Consider the following 24,797-nt stretch of genomic DNA (forward strand, 5'->3'; position numbering starts at 1 on the left):
TTTCTTGACGATCGGCGCAGACGCCCATCGCTTCGTCATCCACGGGCGAAGCAAGGAGCGTAGCGACGCGGCGCAGACCCGAGGATCCATGCCGCGACTTCAAAGCGTCGCTACGGTGCAGAGTTTTGCTCCGCTGCATTCCTTGGTCAAGGTCGCGGCATGGATCCTCGGGTCTCCGCGACGGAGCTTCGCTCCTGCTCCGCCCGTGGATGACGAAGGTGGGGGGCTTCCGCCAGAGAGTGGTCGCTTGTAGGACGAAGGGGCAAGTGGGCGTTAAACCGCCGCGACAAACCCGTCCAGCACACGCTTCTGGCCGGCCTTGTCGAAGTCGATGGTCAGCTTGTTGCCTTCGATGGCCGATATGTTGCCGTTGCCGAATTTCTGGTGGAAGACGCGGTCGCCGACGCTGAAGGCTGACGGCTTGTCGGCGACGGATTTGGCGACCAGTTCGCCGTCGATGGTGCGGCCTTTGACCGAGGTGCGGCCGGCGCCGTAGCCGGAATCCGTCTCGCCATAGCCGATGCGTTCGACCTGATGGCCGGAGCGCGAGCCCCAGTTGCGGTCGGTGGCCTCGGTGCGGTTGGCCTGCGCGCGCTGCCAGCCCGGCGTCGCATAGGTGTTGGAGAAGGCGCCTGACTTTTCGGTGTCGGCGCCGACAGTGTCGAAGCGCGAGGCGCCATAGGGGTTCTGCCGTCCTGCGCCCTGGCCGCCGCGGCCGGAGGCAAAAGAACCGCCGCCATAGGAATTGCCGTAGCCGCCATAGGAGTTGCCGCTTTCGGCGACCTCGACATGGGCTTCCGGCAACTCGTCGAGAAAGCGCGACGGGATGGTCGACTGCCACAGGCCATGGATGCGGCGGTTGGAGACGAACCACAGATGCAGGTTCTTCTTGGCGCGGGTCAGGCCGACATAGGCGAGCCGCCGCTCTTCCTCCAGCCCGGAGCGGCCGCCTTCATCCAGCGCGCGCTGATGCGGGAACAGGCCTTCCTCCCAGCCGGGCAGGAAGACGGTCTCGAATTCGAGGCCTTTCGCCGAATGCAGCGTCATGATGTTGACGGCGTCGAGCGTGGCATTCTGCTCGGCATCCATGACGAGTGCGACATGTTCGAGGAAGGAGCGCAGCGATTCGTACTCCTCCATCGAGCGGATCAGCTCTTTCAGGTTCTCCAGCCGGCCGGGCGCTTCGACCGAGCGGTCGTTCTTCCACATGTCGGTGTAGCCGCTCTCTTCCAAGATGGTCTCGGCGAGTTCGGTGTGCGGCGTGGTTTCCAGCGCCTTTTGCCAGCGCTCGAAATTCGCCGACACTTCGCGCAAGGCCGCGCGCGGCTTAGGCTTCAGTTCGTCGCTTTCGGCGAGCTTGGCGGCGGCTTCCAGCATCGGGATGCGCATCGCACGCGCGGTGTCGTGGATCTGGCGGATGGTGGCTTCACCAAGGCCGCGCTTGGGCACATTGACGATGCGCTCGAAGGCGAGGTCGTCGGCGCCTTGCGCGACGACGCGGAAAAAGGCCAGCGCATCGCGGATTTCCATGCGCTCGTAGAAGCGCGGGCCGCCGATGACGCGGTAATTGAGGCCGAGCGTGACGAAACGGTCCTCGAACTCGCGCATCTGGAAGGAGGCGCGGACCAGGATCGCCATGTCGTTGAGATTGTGCTTTTGCCGCTGGTAGGTCTCGATGGTCTCGCCGACGGCGCGGGCCTCCTCCTCGGAATCCCAGGCGGCGTGGACATGCACCTTGCCGTCCTCCGGCTCGTCGCGGTCGGTGAACAGCGTCTTGCCGAAGCGGCCCTCATTGTGGGCGATGAGGTGGGAGGCGGCGCCAAGGATATGCGCGGTCGAGCGGTAGTTGCGCTCCAGCCGGATGATGGTGGCGCCGGGAAAATCCTTGTCGAAGCGCAAGATGTTGTCGATCTCGGCGCCGCGCCAGCCATAGATGGATTGATCGTCGTCGCCGACACAGCATATATTAACAGCGGACCTGTCGCGCGAGGCGCCCCCCTCTGTCCTGCCGGACATCTCCCCCACTTGGGGGGAGATCGGCTTGCCTTCGGGCCACTGCGCCAAAAGCCGCAGCCACATGTACTGGGCGGTGTTGGTGTCCTGGTACTCGTCGACGAGGATGTATTTGAAGCGCTTGTGGTATTCCTTCAGCACGTCCGGGTTGGCGCGGAAGATGCGGATCGGATGGCACAGAAGGTCGCCGAAATCGCAGGCGTTCAGCGTCTTCAGCCGCTCCTGATAGGCCTTGTAGAGTTCGCGGCCCTTGCCGTTGGCGAAGGCGCGCGCGTCGCCCTCGGCGATGTCGGCCGGACCTTGCCCCTTGTTCTTCCAGCCGTCGATCATCTGGGCGAACTGCTTGGCCGGCCAGCGCTTGTCGTCCAGACCCTCGGCCTGGATCAGCTGCTTGATCAGCCGCACGACGTCGTCGGTGTCGAGGATGGTGAAATCGGATCTCAAGCCGGCAAGTTCGGCATGGCGGCGAAGCAGCTTGACGCCGATCGAGTGGAAGGTGCCGAGCCAGGGCATGCCCTCGACATTGCCTTCGCCGATCAGGACGCCGATGCGGATCTTCATCTCGCGCGCGGCCTTGTTGGTGAAGGTGACGGCCAGGATCTGCGACGGGAAGGCCTTGCCGGTGGCGAGGATGTGGGCGATGCGGGTGGTGAGCACGCGGGTCTTGCCGGTGCCGGCGCCGGCCAGCACCAGAACCGGGCCTTCCGTTGTTTCAACAGCCAGCCGCTGTTCCGGGTTGAGACCCTTGAGATAGTCGGGCGCGTTGTTGTGGCCGCTGCGGGCTGCCATGGCGCGCGCGGCAATGCCCGACGGGGCCGAGGGCCGCGCGTTGGGTTCGTCGAAAAAGGGCATGTCTTCGGAAAAGCCGGACATCGCCCCGAATGTAGTGATTCGGGAGCGAAAGACCAGAAGTGTCTACGTTTTGTTCCGGTAAAGTGCCTGATATCGCCGTTCAGGCCTTGCGGTAGCCGAGGGCGACGAAAAACCGATGCCCGAACGAGCGTGCCTCGTCGGTCATCACGGCACCGAGGGCGACCTGCATCTGGTCGTAATAGCGGCTGCCGGCGGGCGACGCCAGGAAAGCCTCGTAAAGTTTGAGCTCCTCAAGCGGCAGATCCCGGTAAATGTAGGCTACGGAGTCCATGACGTCCTTTTCGATGTCTCGGCGAAGCCCTTCGGACCGCTGACGCAGCAAGGCCATGATCTGGTCGTCGGGCAGGGCCTTTCCGGCCGCTCCCAGCATTTCGGAAAGCATCGCATAGCCCATGTTCAAGGCGACGGCTTCGCCGGTGTCGACAGCGCTGAGATCATCCGCGATCTTCTTGTACAGCTCGAGCCGGGCCGGATCCCTGGACTGAAGCTCGCCGAGGATTTTCGGGCCTTCGATCTTCTTGCGTTCCCTCTCTTCCTGGGTGGAGGCCTGGATTTCCAGCGTCGTGACCTGTTTGCCCAGCGGCGAAGCGTAGAAAGAGCTCAGGTCGGACAGATCCTTGGCGGTCAGCTTGTCGGCCATTCGCGATTCGATGGCCGCCTCCATCTTGTTTGCGTCAAACGCACCTTCCATGGCCTCCGCAAGCGCGTCCTGGACCTTTTGCGGCGGCGTTTCCGGTGCCGATTTCACGGCCGCGCTGAAACCCGGGCCTATGCCCGTCAGCATCTCGTGAAAGCCGTTCGCCTTGTTGATCTCATGAAGCGTCTGCGCCGGCGCGGCTACGGAAAGAGAGACAAGGCAGCAGAGCGCAAGAACCAATCGCGTCAGCGGCGCAACGAATGACGTCATTTTGCTTGCTCCAGAGGCGAGATGATCCAACGCAGACTGCTGGAAAACCCTGATACAGGCAAGGTGGATTGCCACCTTGGCGTGTGGCCAACTTGACAGGCGCGGCGGTCAGGAGAAAGTTGTGTCCAGGGCAGGAAGGTTACGCCGGGTTGCCCGTGGCCGCGCGTGCGAGCGCGCAACAGTCGAAGGAGTATCATCTTGGCTGTCACCATCACCTCCCTCATTCTCTTGCTCATCGGTCTGGCGCTTGGCGGCGGTGGCATCCGCTTGGCTTCGCTGGGCGGCAGCTGGTATTACATCATTGTCGGTCTCGCCTTCCTGATCGCTGCCTGGCTGCTCTACCGGCGCAGATCGACCGCGCTGTGGCTCTACGCGGCGATCGTGCTCGGCACGCTTGCCTGGGCGGTCTGGGAAACCGGCTTCGACTGGTGGGAACTTGGCCCCCGCGGCGGCATCATCGTGCTGGTGGCGCTGTGGCTGCTGACGCCATGGGCGAGGCGGGGTCTTGCCGGCCCTGATGCGCGCGCGCCGCTTATCCTTGCCGTGCTGGCATCGCTTGCCGTCGCCGGTTATTCGATGACAGCCGATCCGAAGGACATCGCTGGAGAACTCGACACCGACAAGGTGATCCCCAGCGCCAATCTCGGTAACGATGTGCCGGCCGGCGAGTGGCACTATTACGGGCGCACGCAGTTCGGCCAGCGCTATTCACCGCTCGACCAGATCACGCCGGACAATGTCGCCAAGCTGCAGCCGGCCTGGACCTACCGCACCGGCGACGTGAAGGGTCCCGACGACATCGGCGAGACCACCTATCAGGTGACGCCACTGAAAATCGGCGACACGCTCTACATCTGCACGCCGCACAATTTCGCCATCGCCATCGATGCCGCGAGCGGCAAGGAGAAATGGCGCTACGATCCCAAGATCAAGCTCGACAAGGATCGCCAGCACCAGACCTGCCGCGGCGTGTCCTATTACGCCGATGCGGCGATAACCGCCGGCCAGCCCTGCGCGACCCGTGTCTACCTGCCGACCTCGGATGCGCGGCTGATCGCGCTCGACGCCGCCAACGGGCAGATCTGTCCGGCTTTCGCCGAAGGCGGCACGCTGAACCTTCTGACCAACATGCCCTATCCGAAGTCGGGCTATTATTACTCGACCTCGGCGCCGCTGATATCAGGCAGCAAGATCATCGTCGGCGGCGCGGTCAACGACAATTATTCGACGCAGGAGCCGTCCGGCGTCATCCGCGCCTACGACGCTGCCACCGGCGCGCTGGTGTGGAACTGGGATTCCGGCAATCCGGACCAGACGACGCCGCTACCGGCCGGCCAGACCTACACCGCCAACTCGCCCAACATGTGGTCGACGCCGAGTGCCGACGAGAAGCTCGGCCTGCTCTACGTGCCGCTCGGCAACCAGACGCCGGACCAGCTCGGCGCCGGGCGCAGCGCCAATGTCGAGAAGTTCTCGTCGTCGATCACCGCGCTCGACCTCAACACCGGGCAATTGCGCTGGGTGCGGCAGACCGTGCACCACGACCTCTGGGACATGGACGTACCGGCGCAGCCGAGCCTGATCGACATCACCAAGGCCGACGGCACGGTGGTGCCGGCACTGGTCGGGCCGACCAAGCAGGGCGACCTTTATGTTCTCGACCGGCGCACCGGCGAGCCGGTCATCGCGGTCACGGAAGTGCCGGCGCCCGGCGGCGCCATCGAAGGCGATCACACATCGCCGACGCAGCCGGTCTCCGATCTCACCTTCATGCCGAAGCCGCTCACCGGCGCCGACATGTGGGGCCTCACCATGTTCGACCAGTTGGCTTGCCGGATCGAATTCCAGGGCCTGCGTTATGAGGGCCGCTATACGCCCCCTTCCGTCCAGGGCTCGCTGATCTATCCCGGCAATTTCGGTACTTTCAACTGGGGTGGCGTCGCTGTCGACCCGGTCCGGCAGGTGCTGTTCGGCATGCCGACCTATCTGGCCTTCAAGTCGCAGCTCATTCCGCGCGACCAGGTGCCACCGCCGGACGAGGGTCGCGGCAGCGAGCAGGGACTGAACCGCAACGAGGGCGCCCCCTATGCCGTGGTGATGGGGCCGTTCCTGTCGCCGCTCGGCATTCCTTGCCAGGCGCCGCCCTGGGGCTATGTCGCGGGTGTGGATCTGAGGACCGGCAAGATCGCCTACAAGCATCGCAACGGCACCGTCTACGACATGACGCCGCTGCCGCTGCCGCTGAAGGTCGGGGTGCCGGGCATCGGTGGGCCGATGATCACCGCCGGCGGCGTCGCCTTCCTGGGCGCGGCGGTCGATGACTATCTGCGCGCCTATGAGCTGACATCGGGCAAGCAGCTGTGGCAGGCGCGGCTGCCGGCCGGCGGGCAATCGACGCCGATGACCTATACGGTCGCCGACGGCCGCCAGTTCGTGGTCATCGTCGCCGGCGGTCACGGCTCGGTCGGCACCAAGCCGGGGGATTATGTGATGGCCTATGCGCTGCCGAAGTAGGGGAAGGCGTTCTGCTTGGATGAGCGGCCTGGCGGATATGCGATCCCGGCAACGGTGGCGCCGCCCCTCATTGCCCTGCCGGGCATTTCTCCCCGTATAATGACGGGGAGAAAGACGCCTTGGCTATCGTTTCGCCAATCGCCGACGTTGCAGGAATAGTGCCAGGGCTGAAACTGCTCCTTCTCCCCGTCACTATACGAGGAGAAGATGCCGGCAGGCAGATGAGGGGCGGCGCCGACGTTGATGTTTCCAACGATCGGCTGGCCCTCCCTTATCAGCCAAGCCCCAGATGGCTCTTCAGGCTGGGCACCGAGCCGAGCACCTTGTTGGTGAGGTCAGGGCCGGCGGCGGCTTCGGCCTGCTGGACCAGCGTTTCGCCGGCCTTCTGGATTTGCGCCATATCGAGACCGGATGCCTTGAGCGCGGCGAGGCCGTTGATCAGCGCGCCGGCCTTCTCGCCAAGCACGCCGCCAAGCGCGCCCTGCAGCGATGACAGGAAGCCGCCACCGCCGCCGGCCGGAGCGGCGGCCATGACGTCATATTGGTGGGCGAGGTCGTCAGCGCCGGGGATCTTGGCGAAGAAAGCCGAAGCGCTGGTGCCTTCAGCCTCGTGCTCAAGCACCGAGAAAATGGTGCCGACGACTTTCTCTGTCGTCGCCTGGTCGAGGCCCGCTTTCTGCGAGACGGTGTTGACGATGTCCTGGACGTTCATGGTCTCACCTCAACCCCGATTTTTCGTGTTTGCAGGCTGGCGTTGGTTGTTGCGCACCTTGACCATCGATCGGCTGGTGGAAGCGGCCGAGCGCAGTGCCAGCAGGGCTGCAGCGGCGAGCACGAAAGCCGATACGAGGATCGGGGTGGAGAAGGTCATGGGTGTTGTTCCTTCTTGGTCAGAATAAGCGCAACCACGAGGCAGGGACGAGACCGCCACCGGCAGCTTCCCCTTATGCAGCTTCCCCTTATATTGTGGCAACTGCATCAAGATTGTCGAAAATGACCAAAATGTGATGCAGCCGGTTCTTCCGCGTCACGGCTTTCGTGCCGAAACCAGGAGATAGGCCTTGGTGATGGCGCCGAAATAGCCCGCAATCAGCCGGCAGACCGCTGTGCTGCTGAGGCTCATGGTCAGGCTCATGGCGCCTTTGCGATGTTCGGATGCCGGCCAGGCGACGAGGCTGCGGCGGAAGCCGCCGAGGCATTCATCGGTAGCGTCCTCGACGGTTACGTCTTTGAAACCCAACGCGTCGAACTGCGCCCGGTAGGACGCAATGTCCGGAAAGAGGTTGGCCTTTGGCACGCCGATGCGGTCGGAGATGCCGGATGTGAACCCTCTAAACAGGATATCGGAGAGGACAAGCGCGCCGCCGGGCTTGAGCACGCGAAAGGCTTCCGCCAGGAAGGCCGCGCGGGTGCCAAAATGGAAAGCAGCTTCCACACAGATCACCGCATCGAAGCTTTCGTCGGCAAAGGCGAGCTTGACGGCGTCCATCTGGAGCACCGTCGCACCGGGGGCGTTGCGGCGCGCCGTCTCGACTTGAGCAGCGGAGATGTTGATGGCGGTGACCGCCTGCGGTGGATAGCTGAGCAGCAAGCGCCTGGTCGAGGCGCCGAGCCCGCAGGCGACGTCCAGGATGCTGCCGTCCTTTTTCGGCAACCGCGCCAGCAGCGTGTCGACCAGCGCTTCGCTCGCCTCGCGCTGCGATGCCGCGCCCGTCGCCCAATAGCCGAAATTGTAGAAGCCGCTGCCGCCGTAGTAGCGGCGCTGCTTGCCGCTCTTCATGGCCCGGTCGTAGATGCGGACCATCATGCGATCTTTTGGCATCGTTCGTTCCGTCAGCTTTTGAGTGACAATGCTTAGAGCATATCAGGAAGGGCGACGAGATCGCGGAAACGCCCGTTGGCGCGGGCCTGGCGAACAAGGTCGCCGCGCGGGCGCAAGATGATCTCGACCTTGCCATGAGGCCGATGCGTCACGGCAAGGCGATGGCCGATGGTCGAGCCGGCCGGCAGCTCGACCGCACGCTTCGAGAGGATGGTCGCCAGCGCTATGCGCATCATCTGATAGCCGAATGTCGTGCCGGGGCACATATGGCCGCCAGCGCCGAACACAAGATACTGGAATGGCGACGGCTTCAGGTTCTCCCAACGGTCGGGGTTGAAGCGATCCGGTTCCGGGTAGAGCGAGGGGTCACGGTTGATCAGCATGCCGCCGATGAGGACCCTTTCACCGCGCTTTATGTCCTCGCCGCCGAGCGTGGTTTTTCCTGCTGCCTTGCGCATCAGCAGCGGCACCGGCGGGAACAGCCGCATGGCTTCCCTGACCGCATGTTCGAGCAGCGGCACCTGGTCGAGAGCGCCCATTGTCACAAGTCCGCCATCCAGCGCGACATCGAGTTCGGCGGCCAGGCGGGCCATGATGGCGGGGTGCTGGGTCAGCAGGATCGTGGCCCAGGAGAGCGCGTTGAGGCAGGTGTCGTATGCCGCGCCAAAGAAGAAGCTGATGATGCCGCCGATCAATTGGGGGCTCGGCGGATTGCCGGCCTCGTCGAGATTATTGGCCAGCAGAGCCAGAATATCCTGGGCATCCGGGTTGCCCCGCTTTTCCGCTGCCCAGGTGAGGATGGCGTGTTCGAGTTTCGGCGCTTCGAGGATCCAGCGCACATAGGCCGGGCCGGGTACGATCCAGCTTGCGCTCATCAGGCTGCCGATCATGTCGGCGACCGGCAATCCCCGGGCGGAATCGTCACCGAACAACAGCCCGATGGCGAGATGCTTTGCCATCTGGGCGCTGATCTTTGTCAGCGGCAAGGGGACACCGACCGGCCAACCGTCAACAAGCGATTCCGCGATCGACGCCATCTTGGGCGCCATGGCGAGCACCGGGGACCGTTTGAGCGGCGGCAGGAACATCTTGCGGTAGTGTTCGTGACGCTGGCCGCGCAGTCGCGTCATGCCATAGACGAGGCGCGAAGAAGCATGGTTCTTCCTGCCGGCCATGTTGATCTGGACGTTGACCCAGGTTTCAGTCCCGGACAACAAGGTCCTGCATAGCCCGGTATCGGCAGTCACGAAAAGCCGCTTTGGATTGGCGCGGGTGGAGTGCGGGTAGTCGATCCGCAGAAAGGGGCCATGCTCGCGGTGCGCATCGCGCACGGCGACCAACGGATCGGCGAGAAACCGAGCTATGAAGCCAAGCGACCGGCGCCTGCCCAACCTATATGGCAGCATGCAATTTCCCCCAAACCCATCAGGCATCCTAGGGATATCGCCGCGCCGGTCCATAGATTTATGGGGGTCGACTAATATTGCTGGGGATGCGCTCGTTGTGGCCTGCCAGGCGGGCACCGTCACCCAACCGTGACTGGACCATGCAAGCCTCGACCCTATCTTGCGCCGCAACGAGACTTTCCGAAGCCGAGGAGCACATCGATGACGAAACCCGACGCCAATACCAGGCCTGCCATCACCCAGGCGATGATCGATGCCTATGACGAGTACACGCATCTGACGCTCGATCGCCGCCGGTTCATGGAGCAACTGACCCGGCTTGCCGGATCGGGTGCGGCGGCGGCCGTGATCGCGCCGCTTTTGGCGGCAAATTCCGCGCAAGCGGCAATCGTCGCCGACAACGACCCACGCTTGAAGGGCGAGGACATCACATATGCCGGCAGCGGAGGCGAGATGAAGGGCTATCTGGTCAAGCCGGCGAACCAGGCGGGCAAGCTCGGCACGGTCATCGTCGTGCATGAAAACAGGGGTCTCAACCCGCATATCCGCGACGTGGCGCGACGCGTGGCGCTGGAAGGGTTCGTGGCGCTGGCGCCGGATTTCCTGTCGCCGCTCGGCGGCACGCCTGACGATGAAGACAAGGCGCGCGATATGTTCGCCAAGCTGGAGCCGGCGCAGACCATCGCCAACGGTATAGCGACCGTCGCTTTCCTCAAGGCTGACAAGGACGGCAACGGCAAGGTCGGCGCCGTCGGCTTCTGCTGGGGTGGCGGCACGGTCAACACGCTTGCCGTCAACGCGCCCGATCTCAGTGCCGGCGTTGCCTATTATGGCATGCAGCCGAAGGCCGCCGACGTGCCTGATATCAAGGCCGCATTGCTGCTGCACTATGCCGGGCTGGATGAGCGCACCAATGCCGGCATCGACGCCTTCAAGAAGGAGCTCGACGCGGCGCATGTCGAATACACGGTCTATGTCTATGAAGGCGCCAACCACGCCTTCAACAACGATACGTCCGCAGCGCGCTACGACAAGAAGGCGGCGGACCTCGCCTGGGGCAGAACGATCGCTTTCTTGAAGGAGAAGCTGGCGTAGCCGATCCGCGGCGCCGGTTGTTTCAGCGCGCCGGCTTGTGGAAGGCGACGCCGGCGACCACCTGCGCAATGCCGAGGCAATCGGTAAAACTCGGAATCTGATGCAGCACGATGACGCCGATCAGCGTTGCGGTGACCGGCAGCAGCGACAGCATCAGCGCAAAGCTCGCGCGCGGCAGCCGCGACATTGCGAGCTGGTCGCAGATGTAAGGAATGACCGAAGAGCAGATGCCGACGCCGATGGCGGCGAGCAACAGCAATGGTGAGAAAAAGGCGGGCAGGGCGTCGGTGAGGCCGATCGGCAGCACGACGATGAAGGCGATGGCCATGGCGGCACCAAGGCTTGCGATGCCACCGCCGGCACCTGAAGCGGCGATGCGGTGGCCGAGCACGATGTAGCCGACGAACAGCGCGCCGTTGAGGAAAGCCCAGAACAGCCCGACGGGATCATCGGACCATTTGACGTCGATGAGCAGCAAGGTGCCGGTGACGGCGACGGCAAGGGCGGCGAGATTGCGCGGGCTCCTGAGTCCGATCACCGCAACGCCGATGGTGCCGACGAATTCGATCGCCGCCACCAGCGAGATCGGCAGGCGGTCGAGCGCCAGGTAGAACGAACAGTTCATCACCGCCAGGCAGGCGCCGAAGGCCAGCAACAGCAGCCGCGTCGAGCGATCGGCGCGGGCGAACGTTCGCCATGGACGGGTCAGCGGTGCGAAGATCAGCGCGGCGGTGGCGATGCGCAGCCATGCCATGCCGAGCACGCCGACATGCGGGAAGAGCAGCACGGCGAAGGCCGGGCCGAGATAGTGGAAGACGGCGCTGACGCCGAACCAGACATGCGGCGGCAGTTTTTCCGTCAGCCTGCCGAGGCTGGAGTTGCCGAGGGCAGGGGTCGCCACGAGCGCTTGCGTTTGATCATCCATCGGATCAGTATCGCAGGCGGATTTGCCTGTTTATATGGGTAACAATCAGCTCATTCAGCTATCTTTCTCCCGGAAGAAAGGAGTTTTCGATGAAACGCCTTCGAACTGAAAGCGCTGACCTCGACGCCGCGGACATGAAGATCCTGCGCCTGCTGGAAAAGGACGCGCGCACCAGCACGGCGGAGCTTGCGCGCTCGGTCTGCCTGTCGGCGCCGAGCGTGGCCGAGCGCATCAAGCGGCTGCAGGAAAGCGGCGTCATCGAGGCCTATTCGGTCAGGATCAACCCCGCCGCGCTTGGCCTGCCGCTGTCGGCATGGCTGCGCATCCGGCCGGTGCCGGGGCAATTGGCTGTCGTGGCCGAAATCATCCGCGAGCTGCCGGAGATCGCGCAATGCGACCGGGTGACCGGCGAGGACTGTTTCATTGCGCTGGCGCATGTCGGCTCGGTGGCTGAACTCGAGCGGGTGATCGACCGGATCATTCCCTATGCGATGACCAACACCGCCATCATCCAGTCGTCGCCGGTGGTGGCGCGCTCGGCCCTGGGGGCCATCAACGCCAAGCTTAAGGGGCCAGGCTAGGTGTAGGAGATTGTCGGTTCGAGGGTTTTATGCGTGGCCGCGCTTCATGCGCGCCTGCTTCAGGATGGCGCGCCAGCGGATCATGTCGAACGGGATCGGCTCGTTGCTGTTGGCGATGTGGAAGATCTCGTTGTTGACGTTCTTGAGGGAACGCCAGAAATCATAGTCGGTGATGCGCGGATCGGCGGCCAGCCTGTCCACCTCGACCTTGATGTCGGTTTTCATGCACGTTCCTCGAACCGGCTTCGCCCCGCCGCCCGTGTCGCTACCTCGATGCGGATCGTTTTCGACCGACCCGCTGAGTCGCGCAACGGCTCAATTGGCTTGTTCCCGTTAAAACCTCGGTAAGGTTAACGCGGGCGCCGAGTCGCTTCAAGCACTGCTGCCTGCCGATTTGAAGGGTTCTGCGATTTTGGATTGCCGGTGTGGCTTTGAGGTCCGGTCGTCGCCCTATTTGCGCTTAATCCCGATCGAACGGCCGGCGCGCTCCGGCATCGGCAGTGCGGAATGGGCGGCGCGCATCGCTTCGACCTTGGCAAGCACATCGGCGGGGAAGGGTGCGACCTTCGGCCCGGACATATCGACATGCAGGGACAGGATTTCGGAGGTGGCGGCGAGCCAGCCGTCGACATGGCGGATTTCCTGATAGGTCCGCAGCCGCTTGTCGTCATGGTCGATGAGCTGGAGGGAGATGCGGACCTTGTGATCCAGATGCAGTTCCTGGACGTAGCAGACATGGACTTCGGCGGTGTAAACCGTGAGCCGCCGCTCCTTCACGTAATCCAGCCCCATGCCCATCGCCTCGAAGGCCTCGTCCGAGCAGCGGTCGAACAGCACGTTGTAGTAGGCCATGTTGAGATGGCCGTTGTAATCGATCCAGTCCTTCTCGATGTCCATGGGCTTGGAGACGAAGGGGGCAGGGATGGGCATCGAAACTTCCTTGTTCTGGCGCTGGACAGAGCGTGTTGGGTGAGGTTCTCTTTAGTCCTGGCGCAATTCCGGACGGAAAACCGCTACACACTTTTCCTGGAATTGCTTTAGGCAGCATCCATAATCGCATAACAAGCGTGGACGCTGGTCCATTCGCGGAGGAATTCATGGCTCTGAGCGACCTCAATCCGGTCGAACGCAACGAGGAGGGGATCGCGGCGGTGCTTGGCATCCTCAAGCAACAGCTTGGCGAGCGCTTCCAGACCGGCCAGGCCATCCGATCCCAGCATGCGCACACCACCACCTATATTCCGACGCAGGCGCCTGACGGCGTCGCCTTTCCCGAGACAACGGCCGAGGTGCAGGAGATCGTGCGGGCCTGCGCCGCGCACCGCGTGCCGGTGATCGCCTTCGGCGTCGGCTCCTCGCTGGAGGGCCACACCAACGCGCCGGGCGGCGGCATATCGGTCGACACATCGCGCATGAACCGCATCCTTGCGGTCAATCCGCAGGATCTCGACTGCACTGTCGAACCCGGCGTCACCCGCGAGGACCTTAATCGCCACCTGCGCGACACCGGACTGTTCTTTCCGATCGACCCCGGCGCCAATGCATCGCTTGGCGGCATGGCGGCGACGCGGGCGTCCGGCACCAATGCCGTGCGCTACGGCACGATGCGCGAGAATGTGCTGTCGCTGACGGCCGTGATGGCCGACGGCGAGACGGTGACGACCGGCAAACGCGCGAAAAAGAGCTCGGCCGGTTATGATTTGACGCGGCTGCTGGTGGGCTCGGAAGGCACGCTCGGCATCATCACGTCGCTGACCTTGAAGCTGCAAGGCATCCCGCAGGCGATCTCCGGCGGCGTCTGCCCGTTTCCGAGCGTCGAGGCGGCCTGCAACGCGGTCATCGCGACGATCCAGATGGGCATTCCGGTGGCGCGCATCGAACTGGTCAACGCGCTGCAGATGCGGGCGATGAAGAATTATTCGAAGCTCGATTATCCCGAGAGCCCGTGCCTGTTCGTCGAGTTCCACGGCAGCGATGCCGGCGTGGCCGAGCAGGCCGAGACCTTCGGCATGATCGCCGAGGAAAATGGCGGTGGACCGTTCCTGTGGACCAGCGTTGCCGAGGAGCGGACGAAGCTGTGGAAGGCCAGGCATGACGCGTACTGGTCGTCGCTGACGCTGCGGCCCGGCGCCAAGGGCCTGTCGACCGATGTCTGCGTGCCGATCTCGCGCTTTGCCGAATGCGTCATGGAAACCGAGGCCGATATCGCCGAGATGGGCTTGATCGCGCCGATCGTCGGTCACGCCGGCGACGGCAATTTTCATGTGCTGGTGCTGATGGACGTAGACGATCCGAAAGAGATCGCACTGTCGGAAAAATTCGTCGCGCGGCTCAACATGCGGGCGATCGCCATGGACGGCACCTGCACCGGCGAGCACGGCATCGGCCAGGGCAAGATCGGCTTCCTGCGCCACGAACTCGGCCACGGCGTCGACATCATGCGCACCATCAAGCAGGCGCTCGATCCGCTTGATATCATGAACCCGGGCAAGATTTTGCCTGGAAACTAAGGGGCTCCGACGCCAGGTTCGCAGGCGGCTCGTCTTGACCATGCCACCATTCGGGCCGAGACTTCGCTGAGCAGCGTGGCCTGAAGCCAACAGGCATGCCAGCGGAGGAAAAGTGCCATGGCGATTTCACGCAAGGAAGAGGCGCGCGCGCTGAGCGCCGACGAACAGGAGCTGGTGGAGAAATCGCACCATCCGGCGGTACAGGAGCTTTCCGACGCCGATCTTGCCGGTCTGGTCAAGCTGTTGCGGGAGCGGCGCGATAAGGCACAGACCGAAGCACACCGCCGCCGGCGTGAGATCCGTGGCAAGGGAGCGCCGAAAGGCGCTGCGCCCTCAAAGTCCGATGGCGGCTCGCAGGTAAAGCTGGCGGTGCTGGCCATGGCGATGCGGCGGCTGAATGGCGAGGCCGAACGGCGTCGCCAACTGGCGGCTCGCGTTTCGCTGGTTGGGAATGCGCGCAAGGCGCTGGCCATGAAGCAAAATGCGCCGGCGGACGGTCCCGCGCTCAATTCGCGGACGGCTCACAAGGGCATGCGCGCCGTGGCCAACAAGCGGGCGCCGAAGCTGGTCCGGCCGGCGGAACTCGGCCGGCAGCGCAAGGCGGGCAAGGTGGCACAAGCGAAGCGCGACGCACGCTGATCTTCGCCGATAGAGGCCGTCAGCCGTCACCTTACCGCACGGGAAGTTGCTTCTGCGCGTCCTCGACAAGGGCCTGCAGCGTCGGGCGGGTTGGCGCGAAGAACGTCGTGCCGGTGTGCGGGGTGGAGAAATCGAGCAGCCGGTCATAAGCGCCCGGCGGCTCACCGATGTACATGCGCTGCAGCATCTTCTCGATCACCCAGAGATACCTGGAATAGCCGATAAAGTAGGTGCCGAACTCGTTCTGTCCGGGCCTGCCGAATGGCATGTTGTCGCGCAAAATGTCGTACTCGTTGCCGTCGGCATCCTCGATGGTGGCCAGCGACTTGTGTGATTTGCGCGGCGCATCGTCATCGTCGATTTCGATGTTGTCGATCTTGGTGCGGCCGATGATCGCTTCCTGCTCGGGCGTCGGAATGCGCGCCCAGGCCTGCATGTCGTGCAGATATTTCTGGACGACGACATAGCTGCCGCCAGCGAAGTCGGCGTCTTCATCGCCGATGAGCGCCGAGGCGGGCAAATCGAGGCCGGTCGGGTTGGCGGTGCCGTCGACAAAACCGAGCAGGTCACGGGCATCGAAATAGCGAAAGCCCGTCACTTCGTCGACGACGGTGACGGCGGAACCGAGCCTGTCGAGCAGGATGCGCTCGAACTCGAAGCACATGTCGGGCCGCTCGGCACGGATGTGGAAGAGAAGGTCGCCCGGCGTCGACGGCGCCGAATGGACCGCGCCCTTGATCGGCGCGAACGGTTTTAGCTCCAGCGGTCGCCGGCCGGGGCTGAGACGGTCCCAGAGATCGCGACCGATGCCGGCGATGCACGACAGGCGGCCGCCAAGGTCGCGGAACCCGACATTTTTGACCAGGTCGTCGAGTTCGCCGAGCACCGAGGCAACCTTGGCGAGCGCGCTCGGCTCGCTGGCGACGGTGACGACAAGAAATACCGCCGAAAGCGACAGCGGAGCGTCGACGCTTTGCGCATCGATCGGTACGCGATCCCAGTTCTTCCCAGACATCCGAATTCTCCGATTTTGAATGCGTTGTTTCAGATCATCACGAACTTCGTCAATCGACTGTCGCGTGACAGGCCGAACTCCTATATCCCTACTGAAAGGCATGGGAGGTTTGCATGTCAGACTTCGATTTTATTACACACACAGAAGGCGACCATCAGCACTTCCATGGCTCTCAAAAGGAGAATGTGCACCATGGCCGGAACAAGCATCCGCTGCCTGCAGAGATACGAGAATTGCAACGAAGGGCAGCGGGAAAACTCCGAGCCATGGAGCGCGAATTACTGCGCGCTCAAAAGCGTGGTGATGGCAACTGGAACGAAGAGTTGAAACGTCACGATGCCGCCAAACGCGAACTCGACGAAGTAAAGGCTCTATATGCCTACCGGACCTAATGGCTGGAAGCGCCCGCCGACGTGATCGGCAACGCCGTTCGTGTCACGCACCTTGCTACCGGCGAGAAAGCCGACGACGTGATTGACGACGGCAAGACCCGACTGCGAAAGCCGCGCGAAGGGCGGAAAGAACCGCGCTGATGTCAGAGCGTCGCGCCGAGTGTGGGCCGTACAAGAAGCGGGTGGCCTAACTGAGGGGTCTTATCGATGCGGCATCAGCTAACCGGCAACGCTGGCCTGTATCATGTGGCACGGGAGTTATCGCGCCGTGGTTGGCACGTTATGCCTACTGTGCGTAACGCAAGGGGTGCAGACCTGTATGCGGCAACTGACGACGAGAGCCGTGTCCTGCCCATTCAATCTAAGGCGCTCTCCAAGAGAGCCCCAGTGCCGCTTGGCAATTCTCTAGACAACCTTCGGTCATATTGGTGGGTCGTAACCATCAATGCAAACACCGCAGCACCAATTTGCTATGTCCTCACGATGGAAGAAGTGAAAGCCGCAGCTCACCGCGGCGTCAATGAACGCGGCACGGTGTCGTATTGGTTGCAGCCAAAATCCTATGCGCTTCCTGAGTACAAAGAAGCATGGGACAGGCTAGGAAGCCCCGCGCCTTCTGAAAGCCTGTAAATTTCAAACTCCCGAATTGCCTCTTTATCGACACGCGGATGCGGGTAGAGTGCGGCAGAATTTCAATCAACCCGTTCGGAGCTGATGCTCGCACGCCTGTTCGTGATCTTCGGTGGCCTTTTTGTGCTGGTGCTGTGTGCGGCGCTGGTGGTGCCGTATTTTATCGACTGGACCGGCTATCGCGCCGAATTCGAGCGCGAGGCGAGCGCCATTCTCGGCCGCAAGGTGACCGTGCAGGGCGACGCCACGGCAAGGCTGTTGCCGTTCCCCTCGGTGACCTTCTCGAATGTCGCGGTTGCCGGTGGCCCCAATGGCCAGCCGGCCATGACCGTCGAAACGTTTTCGATGGACGCCGAGCTGGCGCCCTTCCTGCGCGGCGAAGTGCTGATCTTCGACATGCGGCTGGTGCGGCCGAAAGCGACCATCGATATCGCCAATGACGGCACCGTCGACTGGGCGATGCGGCCGTCCTCGCCCTTCGACCTCAATCAGATCTCGATCGAGAAGCTGACGGTGACGGAAGGGCAGATCGAACTGCGCCATGCCGCCGGCGGGCGCAGCCATCTGTTTTCCGAGATCAATTCGACCATATCGGCCAAGTCGCTGGCCGGTCCATGGCGCATGGACGGCACGCTGCGGCTCGACGGTCTTCGCACCACGGTTACGGCCTCCACCGGCAAGGCCGAAGGCAACGGGCAGATGCGGCTGCGGCTGAAGGCCGATCCGGACGCCTATCCGCTGGTCATCGAGACCGACGGCAATGCCGGCATCGTCGATGGGGCAGCCGTCTATTCCGGCCAGTTCAAGATTTCCGGCGCCGACAAGAACAGCGCCGAGCTGCGCGGCACCGATGGCGAGACGGTGAAGGTCTCGGCCGGCAAGCCCGATCCGGGCTTTCGGCTGAACGGCAAGTTTTCGCTCGACCACCAGAAGTTGGGCGTCGACGAATTCCGCTTCGAGACCGGGCCGCTCGACAACCCCTACACCGCAGACGGCAAGGCCTCGGTCGATCTCGGGCTGAAGCCGAACTTCGCCATCGAGGCCAATGGCGCGCAGGTGCAGCTCGACGAGGCGGTGGGTGCTCAGGCCGGCGTCGGCCTGACACTGGATCAGCGCATTGCGGCGTTGGAGCAGGCGTTGCTCGATCTGCCGAAGCCGACCATACCCGGCACCCTCGAGGTCAAGCTGCCGGCGGTGGTGGCCGGCGACACCACGGTGCGCGACGTGCATCTTTCCGCCGAGCCGGTCGATGGCGGCTGGTCGGTGAAATCATTTGCCGCGACCTTGCCCGGCCGCACCACGCTGGAAGCCGATGGCAAGCTCGTGCTCAACGTGGAGGGCCATTTCGGCTTCAATGGCTCGTTGCTGCTGGCCGTGGCGCAACCCTCCGGCTTTGCCGCCTGGCTGTCGAAGGATGTCGACGAGGCGATCCGCCGTCTGCCCGCCGCTGGCTTCAGGGCCAAGGTCGAGCTCTCGCAGAAGCGTCAGGCGTTCAGCGATCTCGAACTGATCCTCGGCAAGGCGAAGTTCTCCGGCCGCATCGATTCCAGCCAGCCCGACGACGCCAAGCCTTCGGTGCTGATGCGGCTCGAAGGCGGCGACCTCGATGTCGACGGGCTGGCTGCCTTCGCCTCGATCTTCGTCAGCGACAAGGGCGCCAATCGCTTTGCCGACCGCGACCTCGATTTCCAGATCAAGGCCGGGCCGGTCAGCGCCGGCGGACTGACCGCAGACACGGTCGACACCGCATTGAGGCTGCGCGACGGACTGCTCGAAATCGACCGGCTGTCGGTGGGCGGGCTGGCTGGCGCCTCGATCAGCGCCACCGGCAGGATCAAGGATTTCCCGGCGAGCCCGACCGGCAAGCTCGATGCGTCGGTGGTTGCCGTCGACCTGAAGCCGCTGATCGACGTCGCCGCCCAGCATTATCCCGAAAATGCCGTGCTGAAAGGGCTGGCGAGCCGTGCCGCGGCCTATCCCGAACTGTTCCAGGATGCGCGCGTCGACCTGGTGGCGAGTGCGGCCGACAATGGCGACGGCACCACAGGCCTGGCGGTGAGCGGGCAAGGCAAGGCCGGCGGCTCGGCCTTTTCCGCCTCGCTGTCGGGGAAGGGGGCGGTGGACAAGCTTCTCGAAGCGCCGGTGGCGCTGACCTTCAACGCCAAAAACCCTGATGCCACCGCGCTGCTGGCGCTTTACGGCCTGCCGGCGCTGCCGCTCGGCATGCTGGGCGAGGCAAGCACCGACATTCAGGCCAAGGGCACGCTTGGCGGCGGCCTGGCGACGAGTTTCAGCCTTGCCAGCGACGACTTCAAGGCCGGTTTCGAAGGCACGATCGCCGATACGCCGCAAGGCCTGGCCGCCAAGGGCAAGCTCAGCCTCGATGCCGCCGACATCGAGCCATGGCTGATGACATCGGGCATCGGCCTGCCGGGCATGGGGGCGGGCATGTCGACGTCGCTCTCGGCGCAGGGCGACTATGGCAACGGTCTGCTGGTGCTGGACGAACTCAGCGGCGCCATCAACGAAGCGGCGGTGTCCGGCGACGTCAATGTCGATGTGAAGGAGGGGGTCGACGGCAAGGCCGGCGTGCCGCATCTGGCCGGAGCGCTGGCGCTCGACGAACTCGACCTCGATCCGATGGCGGTGGCGCTGTTCGGCGATTCCGCCTTTCTTGCCGACAAGAACGGGGCTGATAAGAGCGGGGCGTGGCCGGCCACACCGTTCAGCCAGAAATCCAGCCTGCCATTCACCGCCGACCTCGACCTGACGACGGCAGCGCTTGCCGCCGGTCGGTTCGCCACCGCGTATGACGCCGCCTTTTCGCTCAAGCTCGACGAGGAAGGCATTCGCGTTTCGGATCTGAAGGCGAAATTGCTGGGCGGGGCGCTGACCGGCCTGTTCGAGCTGAAGAACAATGACGGCACCGGACTTTTCACCGGCCAGATGAAACTGGCGGGTGCCGATCTGGCGAACGTGCTGCCGGATGCCGGCATCAGCGGCATCGGCGATTTCTCGACGGCGCTGTCAAGCAGCGGCAAATCGGTCGAAGGGATGGTGGCCGCCTTGTCCGGCTCCGGCACCGCGACGCTGAAGAGCTTGCAGGTCGCCGGCGTCAATCCCGACGCGTTCCCCGCGTTCCTCGCCAAGGCGGATGCGATCGGGCGAGACATCGATGCGGCTAAGACCGCCGGTTTCGCGCCTGACATCGCCTCCGATGGCAGTCTTGCCGCCAAGGATACCGACATCGCCTTCACGGTTGCCGGCGGTACGTTCAGGGCACCGCCGATCAGCCTGGACAATCCGGCGGCGACCTTGTCCGCCGACATCACCGCGGACCTCAACACAGCCATGGTTTCCGCCAAGGGCGCGATCACCTATCGGCCGGGCGACGAGGCACTGGTTGGCTCCGAGCCGATCGTGAATTTCACCGCCGAGGGGCCGTTCGGCGCCGTGAAACGGGAGTTCGACAGCGAGCCGTTGGCGCAGTTCCTGACCCAGCGCGCGCTGGAAAAGGAGCAGCAGCGCGTCGAGGCGATGCAGGCGGCCCTGCTCGAGAAGCAGCGGCTGCGGCGCGAGGTGCGCTACTACGCGGCGCTGCAGACCGAACGGGACAACGCCGCCGAGGAATTGCGCAAGCAAGAGGAAGCGGCGCGGCTGAAAGCCGAGGCCGACGCCAAGGCCAAGGCTGAAGCGGACGCCCAGGCGAAAGCCGACGCCGACGCCAAAGCTCAGGCCGACGCGGAGGCGAAAGCCAAGGCTGATGCCGATGCCAAAGCCAAGGCGGATGCGGACGCCAAGGCCGCTGCCGAACAGCAGGCCGCCGACGAAGCGGCCAAGGCACAGGCCGACGAGCAGGAGCGGCAGAAGGCGGAAGAGGCGATGCGTATCGCTTCGCAGGAAAAGGCAAAGCTCGAGGCTGAGCGCAAAGCCGTGCAGCAGGCTCCGAAGGTGGAGCGGGCGCCGTTGCCGGAGGCCAACGACAATCCGCCGCCGGCCAAGCCGAAGTCCAATCCGTTCACGCTCGATAATCTGCTGAAGTCGCTGCAGTAGGCAGTAGGCAGTAGGCAGTAGGCAGTAGGCAGTAGGCAGTAGGCAGTAGGAGAGGCCTTTCCGCGCCGAAATCGTTTCAAAGCACGAACAACTCGGCGCCGTCGGCGATGTAGCGGGCGTGGCGGAAATCCCGGATGGTCAAGAGTTTGCCGTCTTGCCAGGCCAGCAGGATGAAATAGCATGGCCGCGCCGCCGGATCATCGCTATCGCGGACGAGGATCGCCGGCCTGTCTTCGACGAAACCAGGTACAAGATGCCAATCCTGGACCCGGGAATAGTTGCTGAAATAGGTGCTGACTTCCTTGCGGCCGTTGAGCCGCGTCCTGGCCACCAGCTCCAGCCGGACTTCATCCGCCAGCATGTCGCGCACCGCGTCGAAGTCGCGGGCGTTGAAGCGATCGATATACGCATCGAGCAATAGACGCTCTGCGTCGCTCAATCTCGGAACAGGGCGATCGTCCGGTTCGTCCGCAAGATGGCGCAGCCGATGGCGACCACGATGCAGCGCCGCCTTGATCGCGGGAATGCTGGTGTCGAGCGTGGCGCTGATTTCCTGCAACGAATAGCCCAGAACGTCCATCATGATGACGCTGCTGCGCTGCGCGACGGGAAGGCGCATGAAGGTATGCAGGCCGGCCGCCGCGGCCTGACGGTCGACTGTGGGGTTTGCCGGGTCGGCGATCATGTCCGGATCCTCATCCGCAAAGGCCTTTTCACGGGCGCGACGGCGCAGGAAATCGAGCGCCGCATTGTGGGCAATGCGAAACAGCCAGCCTTCCGGGTTGGAGATCGGGCCGGCGTTGGGCAGGGCTTCGAACGCCTTGGTCAGCGCTTCCTGCAGCACGTCCTCGCCGTCGATGACAGAGCCTGTCATGCGGGCACAATAGCGGTGCAGCTTGGGGCGCATTTCGCCGAACAGGCGGTCAAAAGGTTCGCGGATCTCGCCAGGGATGTTCATGCGCCTGCCGTTTGGTGACGTGGTACTGTTCGCCGTTACTGGTCCAGCATCCGATAGTGGCCCACAACTGTCATTTCCTCGCGCTGCGGACGCTCGATCAAGCGATCCCTGATGCCATTCTGAAAGGCTTCGAATGCCGCCAGCCCGGTGATCATGTCGGCATGGGCTTCGGTTTCCGTCTCGACCAGATGGACAAAGGTCCCGTCGCCGGACCGCCACGTCATGTAGCGAACGCCTTCCGGCGATTTTTCCCGCAGCTCCTGGAACACGGCCTTGACCAGCCGCTCATTCTCGTCGGTCCGTTCCGGTTTCGTCTTGTAGCGTATCAGATGGCGTTTCATCGTTGTTCCTCCTGGTTGCCCTGCGCCTTTGAGGTTGCTCATCTTCGAGACGTTATCGTGAGGCGAAAGGATTCGGGCACTGGGACATAATTCGTGTCGCCCGCAACGACGCCGGCAGGCCGAGGAGCGCGAACGTTCGACCTTGCTTGGCTTCGGCACCAGACGCAGGAAAAAGGAAGACGTGGTCGAGAGACTTTAGAGGCTCGTTCCGCGCTTCGCCCAATCGAGGACATGGAGCCTCAACGCCGAGGACAGGTTGGTGTCGCGCGGCCGCGTCTCGTCGACTTCGGCAACAAGAGCGGCGAGCGTCAATTGCCGCGCCGCCGCGATCGCGACCAGATCGTCATAGAACGGCTTTTCGAGCGAGTAGCTGGTGCGGTGACCGCGAATGGTCACCGAGCGCTTTTCAACCGCGCTCACTGGTCGTTTTCGGCGCCGGACGGCTCGCGGCGGTGCCCAGCGACGAATTTCTCGGCCTTGTCGGCGATCAAGCCGTCGCGTTGCTTCTCTGCCTTGGAGCGGCCGTACAACGCCCGGTTCTGTTCGGCGACGCGTACCTTCTCGTCCCGCGCCTTCTGCTTGCGGGCCTGGCGAAGGTTGACGATGTCGGCCATGGCGTGAACCGCAGGCCTATTTCTTGCGGAATGCGTCGAGCGAGACCACTTCGGCGCCCTTGGTGGCGGCGTCCGCGGCTGCGGGCTTCTTCTCCGCCTCGGCTGCAGCTGCCTTCTTCTCGGCCTTCGGCTTTTTCTCGGAGACGATGGTCAGCGGCTCCGGCGTGGCTTGAGCGGCTGGTTCCTCGGCTGGTCCGTCCGTCTTGACGTCGAATTCGAGTTCGAAATTGACCGACGGATCGTAGAAGCCGCGTACGGCCGAGAACGGTATTTCGAGCTTTTCCGGCACGTCGGAGAAGGACAGGCCGACCTCGAAGCCGGTGTCGGTCACCTTCAGGTCCCAATACTGGAACTGGATGACGATGGTCATCTGCTCTGGATAGCGCTCGCGCAGCCGCGACGACACGCGCACGCCCGGCGCACCGGTCAGGAAGGTGATGAAGAAGTGATGGTTGCCGGGGAGGCCGGTGCGCGCGACCTCGGCCAGGACCTTGCGCATGACGCCGCGCAACGCCTCCTGGGCCAGAATGTCGTAGCGGATGTGGTCGTCGGCCATGTGGCGGTCGGGTTCCGTTGAATCGTCCGCATAGCTGTAATCAAGCTTGAGGGCGGCGTAAACCTGATATAAACCGCCGCCGCGCGGAAGCGAGGACTATTGCCGACGATTTGATCGCTCAGGCGCTGGCCAGCGCGCTTTGCTTTTCCGCTGAGGCTGCGGAGCGGCGCTTGCCGAAGGCGCGCAGGAAGGTGCGCACGCCATTGGTCGCGGATTGCAGCACCTCGTCCTCGCGCGGCGAGCCGCCAAGCATGAAGGTCGTCTGCAGTTCGGCATTGACGAGGCCAAGGAACTGGCGTGCCGCCACGTCCGGATCGTCGATCATGAGGTAACCGCCATAGGCGAGGCGGGCAAAGCGGGCGGCGATTGCCGGCCATGTCCTGCCCGGCCCCTGTTCGCGCCACTCGGCAAACAGTTCGGGATAGCGCTCGCCTTCGGTCTGGATCAGCTTGCGCAGGAATTTTCCGTCGCGGTTGCAGATGCAGTTCTGGTTCAAGCGCACCGCAAAGCCGATCAGATCCGCTTCGAGATCCCTGGGCTGATCAGGGAAGGTGGCAATGGTGGCGAAGATGCCGGCATTGCAGCGTTCGGTCAAATCCCGAACGACCGCGACGAACAGTTTTTCCTTGTCGCCATGATGATTGTAGACGGTCTGGCGCGAGACGCCGGCTTCGGCGGCGATCAGATCGATGTTGGCTCCGGCGTAACCTTCGCGGCAAAACACGGTGGCGGCGGAATCGACGATCGAGAGGCGCTTGGCCTCATGGCCGCGTGGCGGGAAAATGTCAGGAGAAACGTGCAGCTTCATAAAAATCTATATAGAGGTGATTGACGAATTAGACAAGAGTGTCTAAATTTGTGGACAGAAGATATAGAGATTTCGCTCGACGAGACGAATGGAATTCGCTCCTGGAGTGTCGGAATCTCATGGGATGGAACGTCCTAGGTTAGAC

At 63.5% G+C, this 24,797-nt stretch carries 24 protein-coding genes; 8 read left to right on the top strand and 16 right to left on the bottom strand.

Annotated features, from left to right (window positions below; all coding sequences use genetic code 11):
• Positions 1–273 precede the first annotated feature (273 nt).
• Both HB777_08255 and HB777_08260 read right to left on the bottom strand, forming a co-directional pair.
• A complete protein-coding gene (locus HB777_08255) occupies positions 274–2,886 on the bottom strand; it encodes a UvrD-helicase domain-containing protein (GenBank protein QND63895.1) in 2,613 nt (870 codons plus the stop codon).
• Positions 2,887–2,965: 79 nt separating this feature from the next.
• The gene (locus tag HB777_08260) at positions 2,966–3,793 is read right to left on the bottom strand and encodes a DUF2059 domain-containing protein (protein QND63896.1); all 828 of its coding nucleotides are present in this window, start codon (positions 3,791–3,793) and stop codon (positions 2,966–2,968) included.
• Positions 3,794–3,991: 198 nt separating this feature from the next.
• On the opposite strand from HB777_08260, the gene HB777_08265 reads away from it, so the two are divergent.
• A complete protein-coding gene (locus HB777_08265; GenBank protein QND63897.1) occupies positions 3,992–6,307 on the top strand; it encodes a glucose/quinate/shikimate family membrane-bound PQQ-dependent dehydrogenase in 2,316 nt (771 codons plus the stop codon).
• A 274-nt stretch (positions 6,308–6,581) separates the two neighbouring features.
• On the opposite strand, the gene HB777_08270 is transcribed toward HB777_08265, so the two are convergent.
• The 4 genes from HB777_08270 to HB777_08285 form a co-directional block, all read right to left on the bottom strand.
• Positions 6,582–7,019, bottom strand: coding sequence for a hypothetical protein (locus HB777_08270; GenBank protein ID QND63898.1), 438 nt, complete (start codon positions 7,017–7,019; stop codon positions 6,582–6,584).
• 9 nt (positions 7,020–7,028) lie between these two features.
• Positions 7,029–7,178, bottom strand: a complete 150-nt coding sequence (locus HB777_08275; protein ID QND63899.1) for a hypothetical protein — start codon at positions 7,176–7,178, stop codon at positions 7,029–7,031.
• 156 nt (positions 7,179–7,334) lie between these two features.
• Positions 7,335–8,129: a methyltransferase domain-containing protein gene (locus tag HB777_08280; GenBank protein QND63900.1), complete on the bottom strand. Its 795-nt coding sequence runs from the start codon at positions 8,127–8,129 to the stop codon at positions 7,335–7,337.
• Positions 8,130–8,161: 32 nt separating this feature from the next.
• The gene (locus HB777_08285; GenBank protein ID QND63901.1) at positions 8,162–9,535 is read right to left on the bottom strand and encodes a cytochrome P450; all 1,374 of its coding nucleotides are present in this window, start codon (positions 9,533–9,535) and stop codon (positions 8,162–8,164) included.
• A gap of 201 nt (positions 9,536–9,736) precedes the next feature.
• Between HB777_08285 and HB777_08290 the strand changes: the two genes are divergently transcribed.
• Positions 9,737–10,630 carry a dienelactone hydrolase family protein gene (locus HB777_08290; GenBank protein QND63902.1) on the top strand — a complete coding sequence of 298 codons (894 nt, stop codon included), beginning with the start codon at positions 9,737–9,739 and terminating at the stop codon, positions 10,628–10,630.
• Between the two features lie 22 nt (positions 10,631–10,652).
• Here the strand turns inward: HB777_08290 and HB777_08295 are convergent, their stop codons facing one another.
• Positions 10,653–11,555, bottom strand: a complete 903-nt coding sequence (locus HB777_08295) for a DMT family transporter (GenBank protein ID QND63903.1) — start codon at positions 11,553–11,555, stop codon at positions 10,653–10,655.
• Between the two features lie 89 nt (positions 11,556–11,644).
• Here HB777_08295 and HB777_08300 point away from each other — a divergent pair, with 89 nt between their 5' ends.
• Complete coding sequence (locus HB777_08300) at positions 11,645–12,136, top strand: Lrp/AsnC family transcriptional regulator (GenBank protein ID QND63904.1); 492 nt, start codon at positions 11,645–11,647, stop codon at positions 12,134–12,136.
• A 27-nt stretch (positions 12,137–12,163) separates the two neighbouring features.
• On the opposite strand, the gene HB777_08305 is transcribed toward HB777_08300, so the two are convergent.
• A complete protein-coding gene (locus tag HB777_08305; GenBank protein ID QND63905.1) occupies positions 12,164–12,361 on the bottom strand; it encodes a hypothetical protein in 198 nt (65 codons plus the stop codon).
• 225 nt (positions 12,362–12,586) lie between these two features.
• Positions 12,587–13,066 (bottom strand): thioesterase, encoded by a 480-nt coding sequence (locus HB777_08310; GenBank protein QND63906.1) that lies wholly within the window; start codon positions 13,064–13,066, stop codon positions 12,587–12,589.
• Between the two features lie 167 nt (positions 13,067–13,233).
• Between HB777_08310 and HB777_08315 the strand changes: the two genes are divergently transcribed.
• Together HB777_08315 and HB777_08320 are read left to right on the top strand one after the other, a co-directional pair.
• A complete protein-coding gene (locus HB777_08315) occupies positions 13,234–14,646 on the top strand; it encodes an FAD-binding protein (GenBank protein ID QND63907.1) in 1,413 nt (470 codons plus the stop codon).
• 117 nt (positions 14,647–14,763) lie between these two features.
• Positions 14,764–15,285, top strand: a complete 522-nt coding sequence (locus tag HB777_08320; protein QND63908.1) for a hypothetical protein — start codon at positions 14,764–14,766, stop codon at positions 15,283–15,285.
• A 31-nt stretch (positions 15,286–15,316) separates the two neighbouring features.
• Here the strand turns inward: HB777_08320 and HB777_08325 are convergent, their stop codons facing one another.
• The gene (locus HB777_08325) at positions 15,317–16,300 is read right to left on the bottom strand and encodes a Dyp-type peroxidase (protein QND63909.1); all 984 of its coding nucleotides are present in this window, start codon (positions 16,298–16,300) and stop codon (positions 15,317–15,319) included.
• 113 nt (positions 16,301–16,413) lie between these two features.
• On the opposite strand from HB777_08325, the gene HB777_08330 reads away from it, so the two are divergent.
• The 3 genes from HB777_08330 (at position 16,414) to HB777_08340 (ending at position 21,375) form a co-directional block, all read left to right on the top strand.
• Entirely contained in the window at positions 16,414–16,692 is a 279-nt protein-coding gene (locus tag HB777_08330; GenBank protein QND63910.1) for a hypothetical protein, read from the top strand.
• A gap of 207 nt (positions 16,693–16,899) precedes the next feature.
• Complete coding sequence (locus tag HB777_08335; GenBank protein QND63911.1) at positions 16,900–17,322, top strand: hypothetical protein; 423 nt, start codon at positions 16,900–16,902, stop codon at positions 17,320–17,322.
• 84 nt (positions 17,323–17,406) lie between these two features.
• Complete coding sequence (locus tag HB777_08340; GenBank protein QND63912.1) at positions 17,407–21,375, top strand: AsmA family protein; 3,969 nt, start codon at positions 17,407–17,409, stop codon at positions 21,373–21,375.
• 76 nt (positions 21,376–21,451) lie between these two features.
• Here the strand turns inward: HB777_08340 and HB777_08345 are convergent, their stop codons facing one another.
• From HB777_08345 to HB777_08370, 6 genes are all read right to left on the bottom strand, one after another.
• Entirely contained in the window at positions 21,452–22,333 is an 882-nt protein-coding gene (locus tag HB777_08345; protein ID QND63913.1) for a sigma-70 family RNA polymerase sigma factor, read from the bottom strand.
• Between the two features lie 35 nt (positions 22,334–22,368).
• On the bottom strand, positions 22,369–22,674 hold the full coding sequence (locus HB777_08350) for a hypothetical protein (GenBank protein QND63914.1): 306 nt from the start codon (positions 22,672–22,674) through the stop codon (positions 22,369–22,371).
• A gap of 195 nt (positions 22,675–22,869) precedes the next feature.
• Entirely contained in the window at positions 22,870–23,094 is a 225-nt protein-coding gene (locus HB777_08355; GenBank protein QND63915.1) for an aryl-sulfate sulfotransferase, read from the bottom strand.
• Complete coding sequence (locus HB777_08360; protein QND63916.1) at positions 23,091–23,288, bottom strand: DUF4169 family protein; 198 nt, start codon at positions 23,286–23,288, stop codon at positions 23,091–23,093. Before HB777_08360 ends, HB777_08355 begins: the two co-directional genes overlap by 4 nt.
• Before the next feature lie 16 nt (positions 23,289–23,304).
• A complete protein-coding gene (locus HB777_08365) occupies positions 23,305–23,844 on the bottom strand; it encodes a hypothetical protein (protein ID QND63917.1) in 540 nt (179 codons plus the stop codon).
• Positions 23,845–23,962: 118 nt separating this feature from the next.
• A complete protein-coding gene (locus HB777_08370) occupies positions 23,963–24,652 on the bottom strand; it encodes a TetR/AcrR family transcriptional regulator (protein QND63918.1) in 690 nt (229 codons plus the stop codon).
• Positions 24,653–24,797: the final 145 nt, after the last annotated feature.

The sequence above is a fragment of the Mesorhizobium loti genome (assembly GCA_014189435.1).
Classification (GTDB): domain Bacteria; phylum Pseudomonadota; class Alphaproteobacteria; order Rhizobiales; family Rhizobiaceae; genus Mesorhizobium; species Mesorhizobium loti_G.